We start from the raw sequence: 17,732 nt of genomic DNA, 5'->3' as shown, positions 1-17,732 counted from the left end.
TAATTTGGACACGATTGTTTAAAAACTAAGAGAGTGTTTTCCTAAAAAGATTTAACTTTAATGATCATGGGAAGACCAAAAAAAACAACCCCCGAAAACTTCATCAAGAATGTACGTCGCAGTACCCGAAGAATCTTCACCGCAGAGCAGAAAATTCTGATCGTGATGGAAGCTTTACGCGCAGAAAACTCTATTGCCGAGATCTGTCGTAATCACAGCATTAACGAGTCTCAGTTCTACAAATGGAACAAGGAGTTTTTAGAGGCGGGAAAAAAGCGACTTGAAGGCGATGTTACCCGTGAGGCAACATCAGATGAGGTGGCCGAACTCCGAAAAGAAAATGCCCGGCTCAAAGAAATGGTTGCCGATCTGGTACTACGTTACGATATCGTAAAAAAAAGCTTGGATCTGCTGGATTAACGGATAAATACAAAAAGCATATGCGATTATCAGCAGGAGAAAAAATGGAGATTATTCAGACGGTTACCCGATCGGAGATTGGTGTGAAGCGTACTTTAAATGAATTCGGGATTCCTAAAAGTACATTTTACAGCTGGTATGATCGGTACCTAACAGACGGTTATGAGGGGTTAGAGCTGAAAAACAGAGACTCCAGACAACAGTGGAACAGTATTCCAGATCAGGTTAAAGAATTTGTTGTCGAGGTTGCCCTGGATAAGGTCGATCTGTCAGCACGCGAGCTAGCACATCACATTACAGATGAGCACCAGATTTTTAATTCAGAATCTTCAGTCTATCGAATCCTTAAAAACAAGGGACTGATCAGTGCGCCAAGCCATATTTTGATCAGTGCATCCGATGAGTTCAAGGATAAGACCAGTTTTGTGCATGAAATGTGGCAGACAGATTTTACCTATTTCAGGATAAAAGGTTGGGGAGATTATTATTTGAGCACCATATTGGACGACTACAGCCGATACATTGTCCATTGGGAGCTTTGCACATCTATGAAGCATGAAGATGTGATACGTAATGTGGATAAGGCGATAGAAAAGGCTAAGTTAAAAACGAAGGCTAAACCTAAGTTACTGTCCGACAATGGATCATGTTATATCTCTAAGGAACTCGGGAAATACCTGACCGAAGAACTGGAAATGAAACAGGTGCATGGCAGACCGGCACATCCACAGACCCAGGGAAAAATCGAAAGATATCACAGGACAATGAAAAATGTGGTCAAATTGAACAATTATTATTCACCAGAAGAGCTAAAAGAATCGCTAGAAGAGTTTGTAAATAAATATAATAACGAACGCTATCATGAGTCTTTAAAAAACCTGACACCAGCTGATGTATATTATGGTCGTGGAGAACTCATATTAAAACAAAGAGAAAGCCTAAAAAAACTGGCCATTAATAACAGAAAAACAGAATATTTAAAACAAAAATTAATAGCTTTATAATCAGAAAACACTCCTTAGACATTTGTCCAAATTAGTTTGAAGACATACAGGTATGCTCTTTGGCTGTTGAAAGTTTGGCTTCTGACGTTAACGTAACGAATAGCAGTGAAAAACCGAATAGATAATATATGCGTTTCATTTGACTGTGATTTAATGTTAATATACGATTTTTTGTGCTACTTTCATTATATTTAAACATTAAGTGAATTAATTGATAATACTTTAGATAGAACGTTTAAGCACTTAAAATACATAGACGGTAATTAGTAATCTGGTTGTCAATTTTTATTGGTTATACGTTCGGTCAATATAGTCAGCTTAGTAGGTATGCTCAATTGCGAACGCAAGGCGTTCGCAATTGAAGTGGACACAATATCGGTTATTGATGGGTAGCACCGTGAATTTTATATTGATAAATAAAGAGCTACGGAACTTTGTCACTATACAGCTGATACTCTCCTTTTTGCAGCTTGGAGATCAAAGTAGTTTGGATCCCATTTTTCACCCTCTTCTACACCAAGCCAGGTTCGCATTTCGCTATGTTCTTCATGATGTATATCCTTCATGACATCCTTTACATTTTGATACCCCCAGGTACTCCCGCAATCTTCCGGTGGACAAGCACCTTTTCCCTCCAGTAACTCCGCTTTTAATACATGCTTGTCTATGATGTCTTCAATGACAATGTGGTGCGTCCAGCTATCACCAAAATCGTAGATGTAGGTAAACTTTAGCCCTGTCTGATTTAAAATGTCTTTCAATATTAACATTTCAGCATCTTCGGTATTTCCTTCGTCCCAATCTTCGTCGATTATGGCAATCTCAGGATATGATCCAAAACCTTTCGGAGAAAATTGATAAAGGTGATAATTTTGCCAGCCAAAAGCTTCTTGTATCACGTGATGTAAGCGATCAAATGTGAAGTAATCAGTAACCAATAACTTTCGCCAAACTGGTGGTTTTGTTATCCCTTTAATCTGTATTTTTAATTGTAATAGCATATGTATTTATTTTATTTTTCTTTTCTTCACTAATAAAAGAACTCATAATAGCTGTAATTCTTGTAATCCCACGCTCTCAGATACCTAGTCTAATAATATAGTTATTCCAATGTATTTAGCTTATCTCCCTGATTTGGGATATTCTAATATCGCTTCCTATTCCATTGTGTGTCAAAATATACATATAAGGCAATTGTGCATATGCAGATGAAATGGTTTTTCATATTAGTAAGGCTATTTGTCAGAAAATTAGAAGTATTTTGATCCGGTTTATTTCCATTGCCAATTTTCATCGCGAATATACCTGATCTCCGCGGAAGAAGTAACTTCTTTTAATTGTTTTATAAGAGCAGGAATGTTCTCTATTCTTTCTTTTGGAAGAATAATAGATTGTGCTTTATTTAATCTTATAAATATGTGAGAGGGTATTTCGTATATCTCTTCAATCTTTTTGATCATTATTCTACCCTCACTGCCTTCATCTTTAAATACGATATACTCATTGTTTAATTCAATTGTAGCTCTTTTCCCTTCTATGCCAATATAATTCTCATTAATGAAGGCTTTGTAATGATTAATGTAATGCCTTCTTTCCCATACGGGATACAAGAAGAACCATAATATCCCAGTAATGGCAAGAATTGATGCAACAGCATATTGTGTTTTCATTGCCCATAAAAAGGATAATAAAAGAAAGAGGATAAGAAAAATTGTTTTACTTCGTTGACGTTTTTTTTTAACTCGTTCAGATTTCGAAGCCAAAAAAAGTTGATGAATTAGGTAATCATTTTTATCGATAGGATATTCTAATCTCATTGTCTGTTCAATATTATGGCCAATAGTATCTAAAAATAATACATTAATTTCATTTAAAAAAAACTTCGAATTAAATATAGCGCAGATTGGATGAAAATATCCCTGATAAAACAATTATGTTGTCCGATCAAACTTTAGTATCCGATATAAAGGCAATTATTGCACAGTCCAAAGATAATGCGATTCGTGCTGTCGATCATCAGCGCACATTGATGTATTGGCATATTGGCCAACGTATTTTCGAACAGGAGCAGGAAGGCAAGGATCGAGCTGATTATGGAAAATATATCATAAAATATCTTTCAGCGGAATTACAGCCTGAGTTTGGTAGTGGTTTTTCGTATAGGCAACTGAATTGGTACCGCCAGTTTTATCGCACTTTTCCAATTGTGTCTACACTGTGGACGCAATTGAGTTGGAGTCAATATAAGCTACTTTTAAGTCTTAATAGCGAGGAACAACGGGAGTTTTATATTGCCGAGACAATAAAGAATAATTGGACAGTCCGACAGCTTGAACGACAGATTAACACGAATCTATACGAACGCCTGCTTCTTAGTAACGATAAGGAAAGTGGATTGGCTGTAGCAAAAAAGGAAAAGCAGCCTTCGGATGCGAAGGAGATTATTGCGTTATGAGTTTAATAGCTATAAAATATTAGATCAGGATGAGTCAGCATTGCGCGCAAACGACAATCCGTTTTCAGTGGTTGTGTTGACGGCATTATTGGCGATTCTGAACAAAGATTTGACAGACCAGCAGCTTAGGAATATGAAACATGACCTCTATCAGGAAATGCTGCATTGCAAGATGGATAAGGAAACGCGACAGGGATTGTATGATTTTTTAGCCTACTATGTAAGCTTTGATAATCAGGATAGTTTGGTTATATTTGAACAGGAATTAAAAGAAAAATTAGGAAGGAGTGATATCATGGGTACTCAAGAATATTTATTGGATAAGGCAGAGCGGAAGGGGATTGAAAAAGGTATGCGAGAAGAGCGGGCTAAAGGAGATGCTGAGAAAAAAGCGTCGGCGATAAAGATGTTACAAAGTGGCTTTGATGCTAAGATGATAGCAGATATTTTGAACCTTTCTGTTGAAGAAATCGAAAAGCTGAAATAGTAGCTTTCCTTTTAATATGCTTGCCCCAAATCCCTAAAATCTGTACCTTTATCCTATGAATACCCAATTACCTTCATCATTACCAAAGCATAAATTAAAGGAGATCGAGGCGATCAAACAAGTTATTGCCGAGTTTGTGGATCCGGATATGATCATTTTGTACGGAAGTTATGCTCGTGGTGAGTATAAAGATCAGGTATACTTGAAAGATGGTATACGTTACTTTTACATTAGCGATTATGACTTGATTATTGTTACAAATAAAACCAATATAAAGGAGTACGAATTGGCTAATGAGCTGGAAAATAGAATCTCTGCGAGACCTGATATCAACTTCTTTATGTATGATATTGACTATGTGAATAAGGAATTGGTAACGGGTAATTTCTTTTTTGTTCCTGTGTATTTCGAAGGAGTGATATTATATAATAATGGCAATAGTATCTTAAAAAAGCCTAAGCCTCTATCCATCGAACAGATCAAAAAGAATATCAGTAGCTATTACGATTTTTGGATAGGTAATACTAATGAGTTTTACGAAACTGCACTTGAAAAGTTAGAAAAGACAATTAATGGTAAAACTAGATCTGGATTAACACTTTGGTTTTTATTCCAGACTTTAGAATCTATTTATAGCGCACTTCTATTGGTTTTTATGGGCATTAAACCCAAGCTTCATAATTTGTATAAATATCGGAGGTCTGTCAATATGATTTCAGCTGAACTTAATGCAATTTTCCCCGAAGTGAAAGATAGTAATGAAAGAAGGCTTTTTGATGTATTAAATAGAGCTTATATAAGCGGGAAATATAAAATGGATTTTGAGGTGTCACTTGAGGACCTGAAAGAAATCAGCTCAAGATTAGCGAGAATGATTAAAATCACAGATCGTCTTTGTATGGAACGAATTGAGAGCTTTCAATAATTAATTTTCGAAGTTTACTAGATCAAACAAACTAATTTCTAAAGCTAAAGCCAAAGATTTTAATGTTATTAAAGAGGGGGAGGATTCTCCTTTTTCTATTTTATGAATATGACTATGATCTATACCTGAGATTTGATCAAGCCTCCGAAGACTGATTTTTTTGCCAATCCTTATCTTTTTACCTTCCCTTATGTCTTTAAGGTGCTGGCCAAAATCTTTCGAAAATTGTATTTTATCAAACATCATTTCTCAAAAGACAATAAAATATAAAAACATTTTGTAGTGTTATTTGAATACTTAAATGTATTCTGTATATTTGTGGCAGCAATTATAAATATTAAACTCTTCCTCATTCTGAAGCCTGAAAAACAAAATGAATAGAGGAAAGCATGGATATTAAAACCTTAAAACTTCGTAAGAAATTCATAAAATCTGATGCCAGTTTTTCAGTGCTCAGAATTGAGTTAAAAGCAACTCTAATTTCTAGAGATCGCTTTATGTCTATCCAATCTTTTTTGGGTTGGATAGACTTTTTCCGGCGGAAAATGAAACCTCCAGAGTAGGAGGTATTATTAAACACTCTTTTTTACCTCCGATACAGAATTAATCAATTATTTACAATAATTATACTGCCGCAATGTTGCGGTATATACGCCATTTTACTAATTCACAGAGGGTAGCGAGATAGCTGTTAACGATACGGCTCTCAGCAATCCTCTGTCTCAAATATAACCTTAAAATGAAACAATTTTTTAAGAGTGGGAGGGAATTGTTCCTTGTAAAACATTCTTTCCATCAAGAACAAAATAAATTAGAAATCCAAAACCGGTTGTCTATTAAATTATCGTATCTTTTTAACCTGGTTGTAGTAGGCTTTCAGTATGGATATCATATACTTAAGATATTAAAAAGAAGCCATTTAAACTCTCTCTATTTGATCTCAAAAAATGGACAAAACTTTTCTTCGGACTTTCATCTGAACAGTATTGTAAATTCACTGTCAACGAGCAGTTTTAATCTTAAAAGAATATTATTTATAGCGATTTATTTATTATCTATTTATGCTGTAAGTGGGCAATCCATGACACAGTTACCAAGTGGACGAAACAAACCTAATGAAATTGTTGCTATAAAAGCACTTAAAGTAGGAGATACTGTCCCAGATCGTTTACTTAAAGCAAGTTTAAGCATATTTGATAAGACGGGGGCTGAAAGTAATATTACACTCGATGATTTTAAAGAAAAGGTAATTGTAATAGATCTTTGGGGGACATGGTGTACTTATTGTATAAATAGTTTCCCTCATCTATTTCATCTACAGAATAGATTTCAAGGTAAGATTAAGGTCTTACCAGTAGTCAATCAATCAAGAGCGCGCGTATTGACAACTCTTAATAAAAGTCCTATAAAGAATATTACCGGTTTTGTAACGGCGATTGATAGTACTTTCGGAGATTATTTTCCGACTATGGGCTTTCCTCATGTGATTGTTATAGCAAATACAAGAGTTGTTTCAATCACTCTCCCAGAATATCTCACTGAGGAGGCAATTGAAATGCTTATTGTTCATAATAACCCCTACATGCCAATTAAGAAGGACGATGCTATTATGAATAGTTCTACTGTATTGTCGTCTTCATTCAAAGATGTGCGACAGTATCAACCATTGGCATATCGTACTATTCTAGGTTTTCAAGATGGATTGATCAGTAATGTTCTTTTAAAAAGGGATACGAATATGACGAGATGGTTGATACCCAATATGGATATGATGTCTTTATTTGAAATAGCCTATTTTGATTATAATAAGGAAAGAAGTGATTTTGTTGGGCTGGCAAACTTTCCTAATAGACGTATCATACTAACACCGGAGTTGATAACTCAACTATTGCCCAGACCCTTGGGAACTTATTCCAGAGATGTTAGGTTGGATGTACAACGTAAATACTATTATACGTATGAAAATTTGGCAGCACATAATGTTTCTGATAAGCAACTAAAAATTCAATTGGCTGAGGATCTTGATAATTTTCTTAATGTTAAATCAAGACTTTTGATGATGCCAATGGAGTGTTATATGATTGCGGGAAAGCCTAATCTTACTTCGAATATGGACGAACCCGTCGATAAAAATACATTTCTTCGTTATCTCAATCATCCATCGTTTAAACTGCCACCTGTACTCATAGAGAAAGGCTTGTACAAGTTGCCGAAAATTAGTTTGGAAGATCGTCCTTATAGTTTAGACGAAATAAAAAAGATATGCGAAATGCATGGACTTAAAGTGTATGCACAAATTTGTAGAATTCCAATGCTTATGTTCTATAAAGGAGCTTTTCCCGATGTAAGTAAGCTTGGGAAACTTGAGCTTGATACTTATGGGTATATACCTGCTGTTGAAAAGCAATAGCACAGATTGGCTTATAGAAAACAAATCAAATATATAATCAATTGTTTAAAATCATAAGAAAATAATTTTATACATGAAAAATATGCTGTTTTTCCCCATGTTACTATTATTGATAACATGGAATCTTCAGGTACGTGCCCAACACGGGGCCGAATGGCTTTATCAAGGGGTGATACGAGATTCAACTGGAAATGGTATTGCTGATGTGAACATTAAAATAGCTGCAGACGGGCGGATTATTAAAACGGATGATAACGGTAATTACAAGATAAATTCTAATCTCGACAAAATACGGGTAGAAATCTCCCATGTTAATTACAAGAGTCTTATAACAGAATTATCTAGCAAAGATGTGAAGAAAATACTGATTTTGTCTTCAAATACTGCTTTGATAGATGAAGTGCTTGTTTCTGGTTATCATTCACTTCATAAAACTAGAAGTGTAGGTAGCTATGAAACAGTTAATAAGGTGCTGCTGGATAGGACTGCTAGCTTTGATGTGCTGTCAAAGTTAGAATACCTAACCACAGGAACCTTTTTTGATCGTTCAGAATATTCGTTTAATGATAATGGTAAACCTATTGAACCTAAGATATTTATGCATGGTGTCAGTACCTTGCGGAAGGCCGGCCTTGGAGGTAGTAAACCATTGGTAATTGTCGACAATTTTCCTTATGAAGGAGATATCAATCTTTTAAGTCCAAATGATATCGAGAGTGTGACTCTCCTGAAAGATGGTGCGGCTTCTGCGATATGGGGAGCAAGAGCTGGTAATGGCGTTATTGTATTAACCACAAAAAAAGGTCGATTTGAAACGCCTTTGCAACAAGAATTTAAAGCGTCAATACGAATGGATACGAAACCTGACTTGTATAGTCATCGGGTTATTTCTAGTGGCGATCTGGTTTCCGTGGAGCGTTTTCTGTTTGAGAAAGGATATTTTAATGGAAAACTAACTAGTAATAGTCGACCTGTTATATCGCCAGTGGTTGAACTATTAGAAGCTAACCGTAAAAGGGTTTTAGATGATGAAGCGCTAGCTGCAGGAATTAAGCCTTATCAACATACAGATGTGCGTGACGACATGCTTAAATATATGTATAGAGGTGCTGCTTTACAACAATATAATTATTTAGTTAGGGGAGGAGCGGACAAACTAAATGGCATGGCACAAATAGGATACGATCGGTCTCTAGCAAGTTTACGCAGCGATAAAACCAATCGGATTAGCAGCCAATTAAGTATCGAAGCCAAGCTTAATCAAGTTGTGAATCTTTCCGGTAGACTGATGTACAATGAACTGAAAAATACTAGTGCGCTAGCTACGGATTTCTATTCTGATAATGGATATCCATTTCCTTATTTAAAATTGAAAGAGGGAGGAGAAAATCTCGCTGTTCCCTATAAATATCGACTTTCATATATAGATACTGTTGGTGCTGGAAATCTGTTAGATTGGAAATACCGCCCGCTTGATTATATTGATGAACCACCTCTCGTAACAACCAGTAGAAACCTGCTCGCTGATCTTGGTCTTCAACTATTTCTATTGAAGGGACTTACGGCTGATCTAAAATATAGATTCAATTCTTATGATAGGAAAAAAGAGGAACGCTATTTTATAAATACCTTTTATGCCCGCGATCTAATAAATAGAGGAACACAGATCAGTAATGGGAGTTTAATTTACAATTTTCCTTACGGAGGTGTACTCAGGCAACAGGATGGCTTTTCTAAAGAACGAAATTTCCGGATACAGCTAAACTATAAAACGGATTTTAAGGGGCACAGTGTATCTGCTGTAACGGGGGCGGAATGGCGGAACAAAGATGATGGTTCTATGGGTAATATACTCTATGGTTATAACCCTGAAAATCTTTCTTTTGTTTCGAATATAGATTTCAGTAAACAGTATCCAACTTTTGGCGGACTTGGTGGCAACAATACAATTCCCTTTAACATTTATCCCAACACCGATATTACCACAAACTTTGTCTCGCTGTACGGGATCATGGATTACGCATTCCAAAACAGATATTTATTGTCAGGAAGCGTACGCAGGGATGCATCAAACTTATTTGGTGTAGAGACGAACAATAAATGGACACCTTTGTGGTCGATAGGTTTTGGCTGGAATCTGCATAATGAAAAATTCTTCAAAAGCTCTGTGATTAATTTTCTAAAGTTACGAGGATCGTTGGGTTATAGCGGAAATGTGGATAACAGTATGAGTGCCCTGACTACTATACAATATTTTGGTTATAATAATTGGAGTGTGCCTTATCCTATGGCGAGGATAGTTAATTTACCCAATAAGGAACTTAGATGGGAGAAGTTGCGAAATGTCAATGTTGGAATCGAATTTAGCGCATGGAATAATTCGTTTTCCGGAAGTATTGATTACTATAATAAGTGTACTTTTGATCTTTTCGATACTAAGCCATTGGATCCAACTTCGGGTGTAAGTTCCATGGTTCTGAATGCTGCCAACACTAAATCGAGGGGGTTCGATGCAAATTTGACACTCAAAAAGAATTGGAGGGATCTAAACTGGGTAGGCAATCTATTATTTTCTTATAATAACAATTGGATTGTCAAAACATTAACGGATCAGCAATCGCCCACCTCTTATGTGCTTAGCGGTGGGATCTCAAATCTGCCGGGAGACATGGTATATAGTCTTTACGCTTATAAGTGGGAAGGTTTGAATAGTGAAGGTAAGCCGCAAGGATTACTAAATGGTGACAAAAGTACCGCATATTGGGATATAATGGGTAGCAAGACATTGGATGTGCTCCAAAAAATGGGCTCTGCACGTCCCCTCTATTTTGGGAGTTTTAGAAATACGTTCAGCTATAAACAATTCAATCTTTCTGCAACAATAAGCTATCGCTTAAAATACTATTTTAAAAGAAGGAGCATAAGTTATCAGTCTCTTTTTGGGAAATATGATGGTCATGTAGATTTTTATGATCGATGGAAACAGCCTGGAGATGAATTGTTAACAGACGTACCTGCGATGGTTTATCCACTGGATGATGGAGCGGATTTATTTTATAAGGATGCTTCCGTTTTGGTCGAACGTGGAGATCATATTAAGTTACAAGATCTCCGATTTCAGTATAATATGACATTGCCTAGTAGATCCAAAATTAAATCGTTTGTCTTATTTATTGTGGGGGAGAAATTAGGTTTGCTCTGGAAGGCTACTAAAAAAGATATAAACCCAGAATATTTCGGAAATATCCCAGCTCCAAGATCTATTAGTATGGGAGCGACACTAACATTTTAATAGAAGAATTATGAAAAATATACTATCAACAAAAATGGTAATTGGTATTGTTATGATGTTGATGTTGGGATGTAACCAATTTCTAGAGGAAAAATCTGATATGTCATTGGCTACGATTAGCTCAAAATCTGATCTCTATGCCCTCATGGACTATACTGTTGTAATGAATCAAAGCTATGTAGCAGCGGTCGGCGATATTGCTTCGGATGATTTTTTTATATTGGATAAACAATATATGGGAATAAGTCAGCTGTCTGACAGGGCCATTTATATATGGGATAGAAAGCCTTTGGCCGATTGGTATTGGGTGTCCTATAGTCGTATTCTTAATGTTAATACCGTACTTGAACACCTTGATAAGATTCAGCTTGATCAAAAGGATCGACGAAATTTGGAGGGAATGGCTTTGTTTTTTAGAGCGTATAGCTATTTTGATTTAGCGCAGATATATGCACCGGCCTATAACCAAAAGACAGCCGAATTAGTCTTGGGACCACCAATGAAAATGAGTACTGATGTAAATGATAAGCCCATAAGATTATCTCTAAAAGAAACAATGAATCTTATCATTGCCGATCTAAAATTAGCATCTGATTATTTGACTGATCAGAATGTGACGTATCCAACTCGACCTAATAGAAATGCAGCATTGGGCTTACTTTCAAGGGTATACCTTGCGATGGGGGATTACGAACAGGCATTAGCCACTTCAAACCGAGCTTTAGAATCTTATGATCAACTTATGGACTATAACCAGATCGATCGTGATAAAAAATATCCATTTGAGAGATTTAATCCCGAAGTATTGTTCTTTTCTATTCATGCGGCCGAAAATCTTTCAAGAGAGTCAGTTCTCCGAATTGATACGGTGCTGTATGATAGTTATACAGATAGTGATTTACGTAAAACGCGATTCTTCTCGAAACAGGCTGACGGCTATTTCGCATTTACTGGAGATTATTCGGGAAACTCAAATGCACAAAAATTTAATGGGATAACAACAGCAGAATTGTGGTTGACAAAAGCTGAATGTGAGGCCAGACTAGGGCAATTGACGCTTGCTAGTAAAACCATAAAATTTTTAACGGACAAACGATATAGTAGTACGGTGGCTATCGAGCCTTTTCCAGCAGCACAAGATGAGCTTCTCAAATTCATCTATGCAGAACGAAGAAAGGAACTTCTGCTACGCGGAATAAGATGGATGGATCTGAGAAGACTTGAAGATAAGTACATTGGGAAAAAGGAGATTCGGAGAATAATTGAGGGAAAAATATATAGTATTGATTTAAATGAGGTTAAAAATTTCACCTTTCTTTTTCCGCAAAAAGTGATAGAGATGTCTGATATGGAACAGAATTAATGAGCGTTTAGCAAAATAAATGCCCCTAGACAGCGAGAGGCTAAGGGGCATTTACTGACTGTATAAATTAGTCATTAGGTTTTTTAGAAATAGCTGGATTACTGCTTGAAGGATTTAACATATCTGCTTTTAATGAATTTAAAGTGGAAGCTGACACATGTCCTGATCCGTCGGGCTCAGCTTTTACCGCACATACCTTCGGTGTACTTGAACATTGTGACGGATTTGTGGCAGAGCCTGTATTTGTATAATTGCTTGGTGTGGTTATCGCAGTGTCGTAACCAGAATCACCTGGATTCAAGGAACTATTGAACTCAAACCATACTTCGTCGGCCGGATATATGATTTTCTCTGCCAACTTAAACGAACTAAAACCAATAATTGCAGCGCCGGCTACCATAGCCATTGCATTATTTTTGATGAAAGATATTGCTTTCATACCGAGGCCTTTTTTATAGTAGCAAAAAAAGTTTACCTCCACAAAAAACTCTATGTTAATTTATTTTGACCGACACTTTGCTTTAACGAGGTGCATCAGTCTGTCCTATGCCTCGGGATCTGTTTTTACGGGCTGTGCCTTCACGTATCATAATTTATAGCTCTACCGGCCCGGCCGGGAAGAGAGCAAACCGCATTTTGTATTTCTTGACGCGCAGCAGTATAACAGCATAGATCGGTACGTTAATCAATAAGCGCCTGGTATAGAATAAAATGACCTGTTTTTTAGATCGCTTACACCCAGCCATGGGGGTAGTTGGGCCAGTCAAGTACCACCCCAATATGGACAGCAGCAATAACAGCAGGTTGACAACAAGGTGTCCGCCCCAGGATAGCCCGCTCAGTACAGAAGCACAGCCGCAGGGCTTTTGAGCGTATAAACCGGCGACGCCAAGAACGATGTAGACAGTAAAAACCGTTAATAGCAATGCAGACAGCGCGAAAGGATCAAAAAATAGATGTTTTTTCTTTCTGAAAGAGTGGATAGAAAACAGTAGCACTATAGCCAGCTCCATCAATGGTAGAAGCCAAAACAAAATCCCTGCCCACCAGTCTGGAAATGGTTGTTTTATCAGTGCCTGATGGAAGCCCGGCAGATCCCATAGCTTATCAAGCGCAACCCATGCCCAAAAGAGGATCATAAAGGCGCGGATACTGGTAGCGGTGATATGTGAAGCTCTTGTTTTCATTTTTTAAACAGTATAATTTCAGGTCGTATATTGAATGCAACTATTTATAAATCAGATATTTAAATTTGTTTATTCGGTTTTGTGTTTGTATCTTAGTGTTACCAAAATCAATTATTTCATTCCTGTTTATATATAGCTACCATAAGGATGCAATATGTACCCACTATAAATGGTTTTATTTTATAACTGTCTGTTTGTGAGTATTTTATTTTTGTTGTCGAGCTGTATGAAGCCTTTGTTGTACTTAAATGATGAGATATGGGAGAAGATCCTTTTGAAATTTTAGTAAATGAGCCTGACCGTGGTTTGAGGCTTATCATGGCTAAACATGGTAGTCAGCTAAAACAGCGAATTAAAATTTTTATTCGCAATGATGATGAACTCGTCAAGGACGTGATTTCAGAAACCTTGATGACCTTGTTTGTGGAAAGGGAAAAGATTGCTGTACGTAAAGATCCTTTCGTATGGATGATGGTCATCGCAAAAAATATTGCACTCAAAATGCTTCGGCAGGAAAGGACCGATCGAAAAATACCTATAGATGAACTGCGGAATGAACCGAATAGTGAAGATAGTGACGCTGAACTACATTATCGGGAAATGCTGGAGATAGTCTTATCAAAAGCAGAACAGCTTAGTCCCATGGAAAAGAAAATATTGATTGATGCCAAAGTGCATGGCCTACACAATAAGGAGTTGGAGATCCGGCATGATCTACGTCCACAGCGGGTTCGAAATCTATTGAGTAGGGCACTCGCCAAAATCCGACGGCTCCTGAGAAGATAATTATACGGGGTATAATTGAATATAAATTATAATTTAAGAAAAGATAAGTTATGCTTATCTAATAGTGAGTTCTAGTATTAATTGAACATAGATTAGAATTGAAGAAAATGGAACGCGATACTACAAAAATTCGAGAGCTGATCGAAAAACAGCTGCTGGAAATAATAACAGAAAAAGAAGAGGTAGAATTGGCGGAGAGAAAGGTACATTATTCGGAGGACGAATATGACTGTATGCTCATCGAAGTACTAGGGCAGCTTGAAAGTCGGTTGCCTAAAGATTCGTTGGGAGATTGGACACCTGATTATGAGGAAATAAAAAGAAGAGGAGAAGACATCAGGCGACAAAGGAAAAGAAAACAATACAGTATGCTAGGCTATGCGGCGGCATTGGTGCTGTTTATGGGAGCTGCGGTTCTGTACTTATTTTCTTCAAGGCAAAAAAAGGATGTGATGTTACATTTGGATAGTAAATGTCTCAACGTGGGCGATAATGAAGAAATCCCGCTCGCAGAGTCCTCTTGTCTAGTCCTATCTGCTGACTCTTCTTGGATCAGGGTAGAACAGGATACATTCGGTGAAATAATGCAGCTTGGAAATGTGGTGATCAACCGTACTACAGAAGGCCTGCTACGTGTCCAAAGAAAATACGGAGCCAATGATGTAGCCGATGGACGGACAAGTCTGGATATTTATACGGGTCCGCGGCAGCAATGTGTAGTCGAGCTGGAAGATGGGACACAGATACGCTTAAATGCACAGTCCAGATTGAGCTATCCGATCGTAAAACGAGACTCGACTATAGTGTACATACATGGGGAGGCCTATGTGAATGCTAAAAGCCGGAGCAAAAATGCTCCTTTGATTATAGGTACGGAAAAAGGTGAATTAATTGCCCGTCACGCTGACTTTTTAGTTAGATCCGATACAAGCATGATGAAGACAATTTTAAATGATGGGACGTTGCAGGTCTACGCTTACCACCTGAAAAAAGGGCGGTCAATAATCTGTCCTGGAGACTTTGTTTTTGTTGGAGCTAAAAATGTAGGCAAAAATCAGCATGTGCAAGATACCATGGACTATGTGGCAAATCTGGATTTTGAAGATGCCCGGATGTGGACCCGAAAAATTCGTATCTATAAAGATATACCCTTGTATGTCTTCGTTGATGAAATGAGCCGCTGGGAAGGATTTGTAATAAAAAAATGGGATTGTATTCCGAAGAACAAACATATTTCGGTATCCATTTGCTATCAGAGTGGTAGGGAAGACGTATATGCTGCGATTCGCCAAGCAGGGATACTGCTTCATGAAAAGGAAGGAATGATAAGCTTCTGCCCAGAAGACAAACATGAACGGGTAGCCATGAGGCAATTAAATGGAGGCAATAGGAAAATAAAATAAGAAAGGAACACGTAGCATGAGCAGCAAAAAGCAATTTATGGATGAAGTATTTAGATCTGTCGAAATCAATAGCTTGATCGAACGTCGAAAATGCCGTGCTACCGGTAAAGTGCGTTTTAATAGCAAGGGCGAAGCAGGTTTCTTTATACAGTGGTTAAAATGGCGCTATAAGAAGTGGCTACGGGGAAAAAATCGAAGGAAGCACCGATATGGTAGTGGGGAAGGAAAGCCAAAGCAACGCTATGCGTATGGTTGCATCCACTGTGGTGGCTTTCATATTACGAAAGAGCATCCACATGAGTACAGTCGAAAAAAAGAAAAATATGAACAGAAATATCCAGAATAATTGATGATCACTGGTTTTTTCATTTTTATTTTTCTAACATAGATTATTTTGTACATTTGTATCGAATAAAATCGAAATTGAAATGGCAGAAACTGTACAACCAAGAGGTCCAAAGACAACTGATAATAATGCGAATCAAACTCATTACTACAAAACATTGGTAGTAGCGATCGCTTTAGGTTTAATAGGTACATTTATCCGTTTTGTACCGGATGTATGTACGACAATGGGCCAACAAACTTTTTTGTTTTCCGCAATAGCTAACATCTCCATGATTGTAGGTGCACTTATCGCATTCAAAACCGTTTTCGGAATTTTGGGATTTGGAAAAAACCGTGACTAATTAACAGTCAACTAAGATATTTGAAAGCTGCAGTATACTGCAGCTTTTTTTATGGGATAAAATCTGGAATCTCAGTCTCTACTAGATACAAAAAAAGCCTCACAATTTGCAGTGAGGCCCTTTTTGTAGATTATCTTAGACTATGCGAAGAGTGACCAAGTAGACCAAGGAATACGAGCAAGCATCAAGATCAAACCGATAATGTAGAAAATAATAACTGTTTGATTTGCTTTTTTGGCATTTTCAATCTTTTTAGCTTTCGAGTAACCAATTGTGATCAATACAATAGCAATGATCATGGTCAAAGGGTGTTCGATGATTTTAAAACGTAATGCCGGATCTTTCATTACGGTACCAGATATCATCGATGGATACTTCAAATAAAAGAATAAAATCAATCCCACCAATAATTGAATATGCGATGCGATAAAACCCAATAAAGCAATTTTACGGTTGTACGGTTTGTTGCCAAGGTAGTTTGATAGGGTGATCACGATCGATATCACCAGGGCTAGCAATAATACAATTGCTATAGTCGAGTGTAAGTGTAACATAAAAGCTCTCTTTATTTATTTCCTAAGTTAGCAAAGATAAAAATATAATGAATGTATTTATCAAAAATCATTGTTCCAACAGAAATACCTCCGCGATTGGATTGAATAGGTACATACGTTTGCTGCTCAATTCCATGCACTTATAGCGTTTTCTTATCTTCTCAATACGTTGAAATGAACGCCCGTTTTTGAGTTTAAAGAAATGACCATCCTCCAGGGATTCTACCGTAAGGGCACTGGTTTTGACGGTATCATATGATTTTAAGGTGCGAAATAGGTGGAGGTCGGTGCAGCTGGAAGCCGCAGGATTTTCCATATAGCGATGAATGGCGCTACTGATATCAGCCGGGAAGATATTCAATTTTAGAAAAGGATCCATAAGCTCTTTAAAGTTGCTCTTCCATTCCGAACCATGTGGTTTGACACGATGCTGATGTTTATTCCAAGTTTGTAAATGTGCGAATTCATGGATAGTCGTAATCAAAAACGAATATGAATTTAAATCATGGTTGACCGAGATGCGATGTGGACTTCCTTTAAAAGGTGCACGGTAATCTCCTAGCTTCGTACTTCTTGAACGAGAGATTTTAAATAGGCAGCGGGTGTGGTTAATCCAGTTGGATATAATCGGTGCTGCTTCTTCGGGCATGTATTTTTTTAGGGTAGCACTATAATCTTGCATGCCATAAAAATAGGAATTAATTTATGTCAATGGAGCTGAAAGAGAACATTCTTTCGTCAAAAATAGAATGATATT

At 37.1% G+C, this 17,732-nt stretch carries 18 protein-coding genes; 11 read left to right on the top strand and 7 right to left on the bottom strand.

What is annotated here, in order from left to right; genetic code table 11:
• Window positions 1–60: 60 nt before the first annotated feature.
• Window positions 61–1,424, top strand: a protein-coding gene (locus B3297_RS02220; RefSeq protein WP_414711981.1) for an IS3 family transposase whose coding sequence is annotated in 2 segments (ribosomal slippage) — window positions 61–382 and window positions 382–1,424 — 1,365 coding nt in all. Because the reading frame shifts where the segments join, the coding sequence is not laid out codon by codon here.
• A 440-nt stretch (window positions 1,425–1,864) separates the two neighbouring features.
• Here the strand turns inward: B3297_RS02220 and B3297_RS02215 are convergent.
• Window positions 1,865–2,425 (bottom strand): plasmid pRiA4b ORF-3 family protein, encoded by a 561-nt coding sequence (locus B3297_RS02215; RefSeq protein ID WP_286778369.1) that lies wholly within the window; start codon window positions 2,423–2,425, stop codon window positions 1,865–1,867.
• Between the two features lie 270 nt (window positions 2,426–2,695).
• The gene (locus tag B3297_RS02210; protein WP_286778368.1) at window positions 2,696–3,241 is read right to left on the bottom strand and encodes a YcxB family protein; all 546 of its coding nucleotides are present in this window, start codon (window positions 3,239–3,241) and stop codon (window positions 2,696–2,698) included.
• 86 nt (window positions 3,242–3,327) lie between these two features.
• Between B3297_RS02210 and B3297_RS02205 the strand changes: the two genes are divergently transcribed.
• The 3 genes from B3297_RS02205 to B3297_RS02195 are packed head-to-tail and all read left to right on the top strand — an operon-like array spanning window position 3,328 to window position 5,291.
• Window positions 3,328–3,879: a DUF1016 N-terminal domain-containing protein gene (locus B3297_RS02205; protein ID WP_286778367.1), complete on the top strand. Its 552-nt coding sequence runs from the start codon at window positions 3,328–3,330 to the stop codon at window positions 3,877–3,879.
• A complete protein-coding gene (locus B3297_RS02200; RefSeq protein WP_286778366.1) occupies window positions 3,854–4,366 on the top strand; it encodes a hypothetical protein in 513 nt (170 codons plus the stop codon). The genes B3297_RS02205 and B3297_RS02200 overlap by 26 nt, the downstream gene beginning before the upstream one ends.
• Window positions 4,367–4,421: 55 nt before the next feature.
• Window positions 4,422–5,291 carry a nucleotidyltransferase domain-containing protein gene (locus B3297_RS02195; RefSeq protein ID WP_286778365.1) on the top strand — a complete coding sequence of 290 codons (870 nt, stop codon included), beginning with the start codon at window positions 4,422–4,424 and terminating at the stop codon, window positions 5,289–5,291.
• Here the strand turns inward: B3297_RS02195 and B3297_RS02190 are convergent, their stop codons facing one another.
• Window positions 5,292–5,537: a helix-turn-helix domain-containing protein gene (locus B3297_RS02190; RefSeq protein WP_286778364.1), complete on the bottom strand. Its 246-nt coding sequence runs from the start codon at window positions 5,535–5,537 to the stop codon at window positions 5,292–5,294.
• Between the two features lie 493 nt (window positions 5,538–6,030).
• On the opposite strand from B3297_RS02190, the gene B3297_RS02185 reads away from it, so the two are divergent.
• The 3 genes from B3297_RS02185 to B3297_RS02175 all read left to right on the top strand — a co-directional run bounded on the left by B3297_RS02185 (window position 6,031) and on the right by B3297_RS02175 (window position 12,356).
• Window positions 6,031–7,701, top strand: a complete 1,671-nt coding sequence (locus B3297_RS02185; protein ID WP_286778363.1) for a TlpA family protein disulfide reductase — start codon at window positions 6,031–6,033, stop codon at window positions 7,699–7,701.
• A 73-nt stretch (window positions 7,702–7,774) separates the two neighbouring features.
• A complete protein-coding gene (locus B3297_RS02180; protein ID WP_286778362.1) occupies window positions 7,775–10,993 on the top strand; it encodes a SusC/RagA family TonB-linked outer membrane protein in 3,219 nt (1,072 codons plus the stop codon).
• 10 nt (window positions 10,994–11,003) lie between these two features.
• Entirely contained in the window at window positions 11,004–12,356 is a 1,353-nt protein-coding gene (locus tag B3297_RS02175) for a RagB/SusD family nutrient uptake outer membrane protein (RefSeq protein WP_286778361.1), read from the top strand.
• A 67-nt stretch (window positions 12,357–12,423) separates the two neighbouring features.
• Here B3297_RS02175 and B3297_RS02170 read toward each other — a convergent pair whose 3' ends face one another.
• Entirely contained in the window at window positions 12,424–12,795 is a 372-nt protein-coding gene (locus B3297_RS02170) for a hypothetical protein (RefSeq protein ID WP_286778360.1), read from the bottom strand.
• A 154-nt stretch (window positions 12,796–12,949) separates the two neighbouring features.
• Window positions 12,950–13,543 carry a MauE/DoxX family redox-associated membrane protein gene (locus tag B3297_RS02165; RefSeq protein WP_286778359.1) on the bottom strand — a complete coding sequence of 198 codons (594 nt, stop codon included), beginning with the start codon at window positions 13,541–13,543 and terminating at the stop codon, window positions 12,950–12,952.
• Between the two features lie 258 nt (window positions 13,544–13,801).
• Between B3297_RS02165 and B3297_RS02160 the strand changes: the two genes are divergently transcribed.
• The 4 genes from B3297_RS02160 (at window position 13,802) to B3297_RS02145 (ending at window position 16,421) form a co-directional block, all read left to right on the top strand.
• On the top strand, window positions 13,802–14,329 hold the full coding sequence (locus B3297_RS02160; RefSeq protein WP_286778358.1) for an RNA polymerase sigma factor: 528 nt from the start codon (window positions 13,802–13,804) through the stop codon (window positions 14,327–14,329).
• A 107-nt stretch (window positions 14,330–14,436) separates the two neighbouring features.
• Window positions 14,437–15,732, top strand: a complete 1,296-nt coding sequence (locus tag B3297_RS02155) for a FecR domain-containing protein (RefSeq protein WP_286778357.1) — start codon at window positions 14,437–14,439, stop codon at window positions 15,730–15,732.
• Window positions 15,733–15,769: 37 nt separating this feature from the next.
• Window positions 15,770–16,078: a hypothetical protein gene (locus B3297_RS02150; RefSeq protein ID WP_286778356.1), complete on the top strand. Its 309-nt coding sequence runs from the start codon at window positions 15,770–15,772 to the stop codon at window positions 16,076–16,078.
• 82 nt (window positions 16,079–16,160) lie between these two features.
• Window positions 16,161–16,421 (top strand): hypothetical protein, encoded by a 261-nt coding sequence (locus tag B3297_RS02145; RefSeq protein WP_286778355.1) that lies wholly within the window; start codon window positions 16,161–16,163, stop codon window positions 16,419–16,421.
• A 140-nt stretch (window positions 16,422–16,561) separates the two neighbouring features.
• Here the strand turns inward: B3297_RS02145 and B3297_RS02140 are convergent, their stop codons facing one another.
• A complete protein-coding gene (locus tag B3297_RS02140; protein WP_286778354.1) occupies window positions 16,562–16,975 on the bottom strand; it encodes a hypothetical protein in 414 nt (137 codons plus the stop codon).
• Window positions 16,976–17,042: 67 nt separating this feature from the next.
• Window positions 17,043–17,657 carry a sprT domain-containing protein gene (locus tag B3297_RS02135; RefSeq protein ID WP_286778353.1) on the bottom strand — a complete coding sequence of 205 codons (615 nt, stop codon included), beginning with the start codon at window positions 17,655–17,657 and terminating at the stop codon, window positions 17,043–17,045.
• Between the last annotated feature and the right edge of the window lie 75 nt (window positions 17,658–17,732).

Origin of the sequence: Sphingobacterium sp. UBA3519 (assembly GCF_002377215.1) — a bacterium.
Lineage (GTDB): Bacteria > Bacteroidota > Bacteroidia > Sphingobacteriales > Sphingobacteriaceae > Sphingobacterium > Sphingobacterium multivorum.
This window is presented reverse-complemented; position numbering and strand designations above follow the sequence as displayed.

What these genes read in the sequence shown, in the direction of transcription:
- B3297_RS02165 (WP_286778359.1), bottom strand. Translation starts at nt 13,543, where the DNA reads ATGAAAACAAGAGCTTCACATATCACCGCTACCAGTATCCGCGCCTTT.
- B3297_RS02175 (WP_286778361.1), top strand. Translation starts at nt 11,004, where the DNA reads ATGAAAAATATACTATCAACAAAAATGGTAATTGGTATTGTTATGATG.
- B3297_RS02145 (WP_286778355.1), top strand. Translation starts at nt 16,161, where the DNA reads ATGGCAGAAACTGTACAACCAAGAGGTCCAAAGACAACTGATAATAAT.
- B3297_RS02160 (WP_286778358.1), top strand. Translation starts at nt 13,802, where the DNA reads ATGGGAGAAGATCCTTTTGAAATTTTAGTAAATGAGCCTGACCGTGGT.
- B3297_RS02200 (WP_286778366.1), top strand. Translation starts at nt 3,854, where the DNA reads ATGCGAAGGAGATTATTGCGTTATGAGTTTAATAGCTATAAAATATTA.
- B3297_RS02135 (WP_286778353.1), bottom strand. Translation starts at nt 17,657, where the DNA reads ATGCAAGATTATAGTGCTACCCTAAAAAAATACATGCCCGAAGAAGCA.
- B3297_RS02185 (WP_286778363.1), top strand. Translation starts at nt 6,031, where the DNA reads ATGAAACAATTTTTTAAGAGTGGGAGGGAATTGTTCCTTGTAAAACAT.
- B3297_RS02195 (WP_286778365.1), top strand. Translation starts at nt 4,422, where the DNA reads ATGAATACCCAATTACCTTCATCATTACCAAAGCATAAATTAAAGGAG.
- B3297_RS02170 (WP_286778360.1), bottom strand. Translation starts at nt 12,795, where the DNA reads ATGAAAGCAATATCTTTCATCAAAAATAATGCAATGGCTATGGTAGCC.
- B3297_RS02155 (WP_286778357.1), top strand. Translation starts at nt 14,437, where the DNA reads ATGGAACGCGATACTACAAAAATTCGAGAGCTGATCGAAAAACAGCTG.
- B3297_RS02190 (WP_286778364.1), bottom strand. Translation starts at nt 5,537, where the DNA reads ATGATGTTTGATAAAATACAATTTTCGAAAGATTTTGGCCAGCACCTT.
- B3297_RS02210 (WP_286778368.1), bottom strand. Translation starts at nt 3,241, where the DNA reads ATGAGATTAGAATATCCTATCGATAAAAATGATTACCTAATTCATCAA.
- B3297_RS02140 (WP_286778354.1), bottom strand. Translation starts at nt 16,975, where the DNA reads ATGTTACACTTACACTCGACTATAGCAATTGTATTATTGCTAGCCCTG.
- B3297_RS02150 (WP_286778356.1), top strand. Translation starts at nt 15,770, where the DNA reads ATGGATGAAGTATTTAGATCTGTCGAAATCAATAGCTTGATCGAACGT.
- B3297_RS02180 (WP_286778362.1), top strand. Translation starts at nt 7,775, where the DNA reads ATGAAAAATATGCTGTTTTTCCCCATGTTACTATTATTGATAACATGG.
- B3297_RS02215 (WP_286778369.1), bottom strand. Translation starts at nt 2,425, where the DNA reads ATGCTATTACAATTAAAAATACAGATTAAAGGGATAACAAAACCACCA.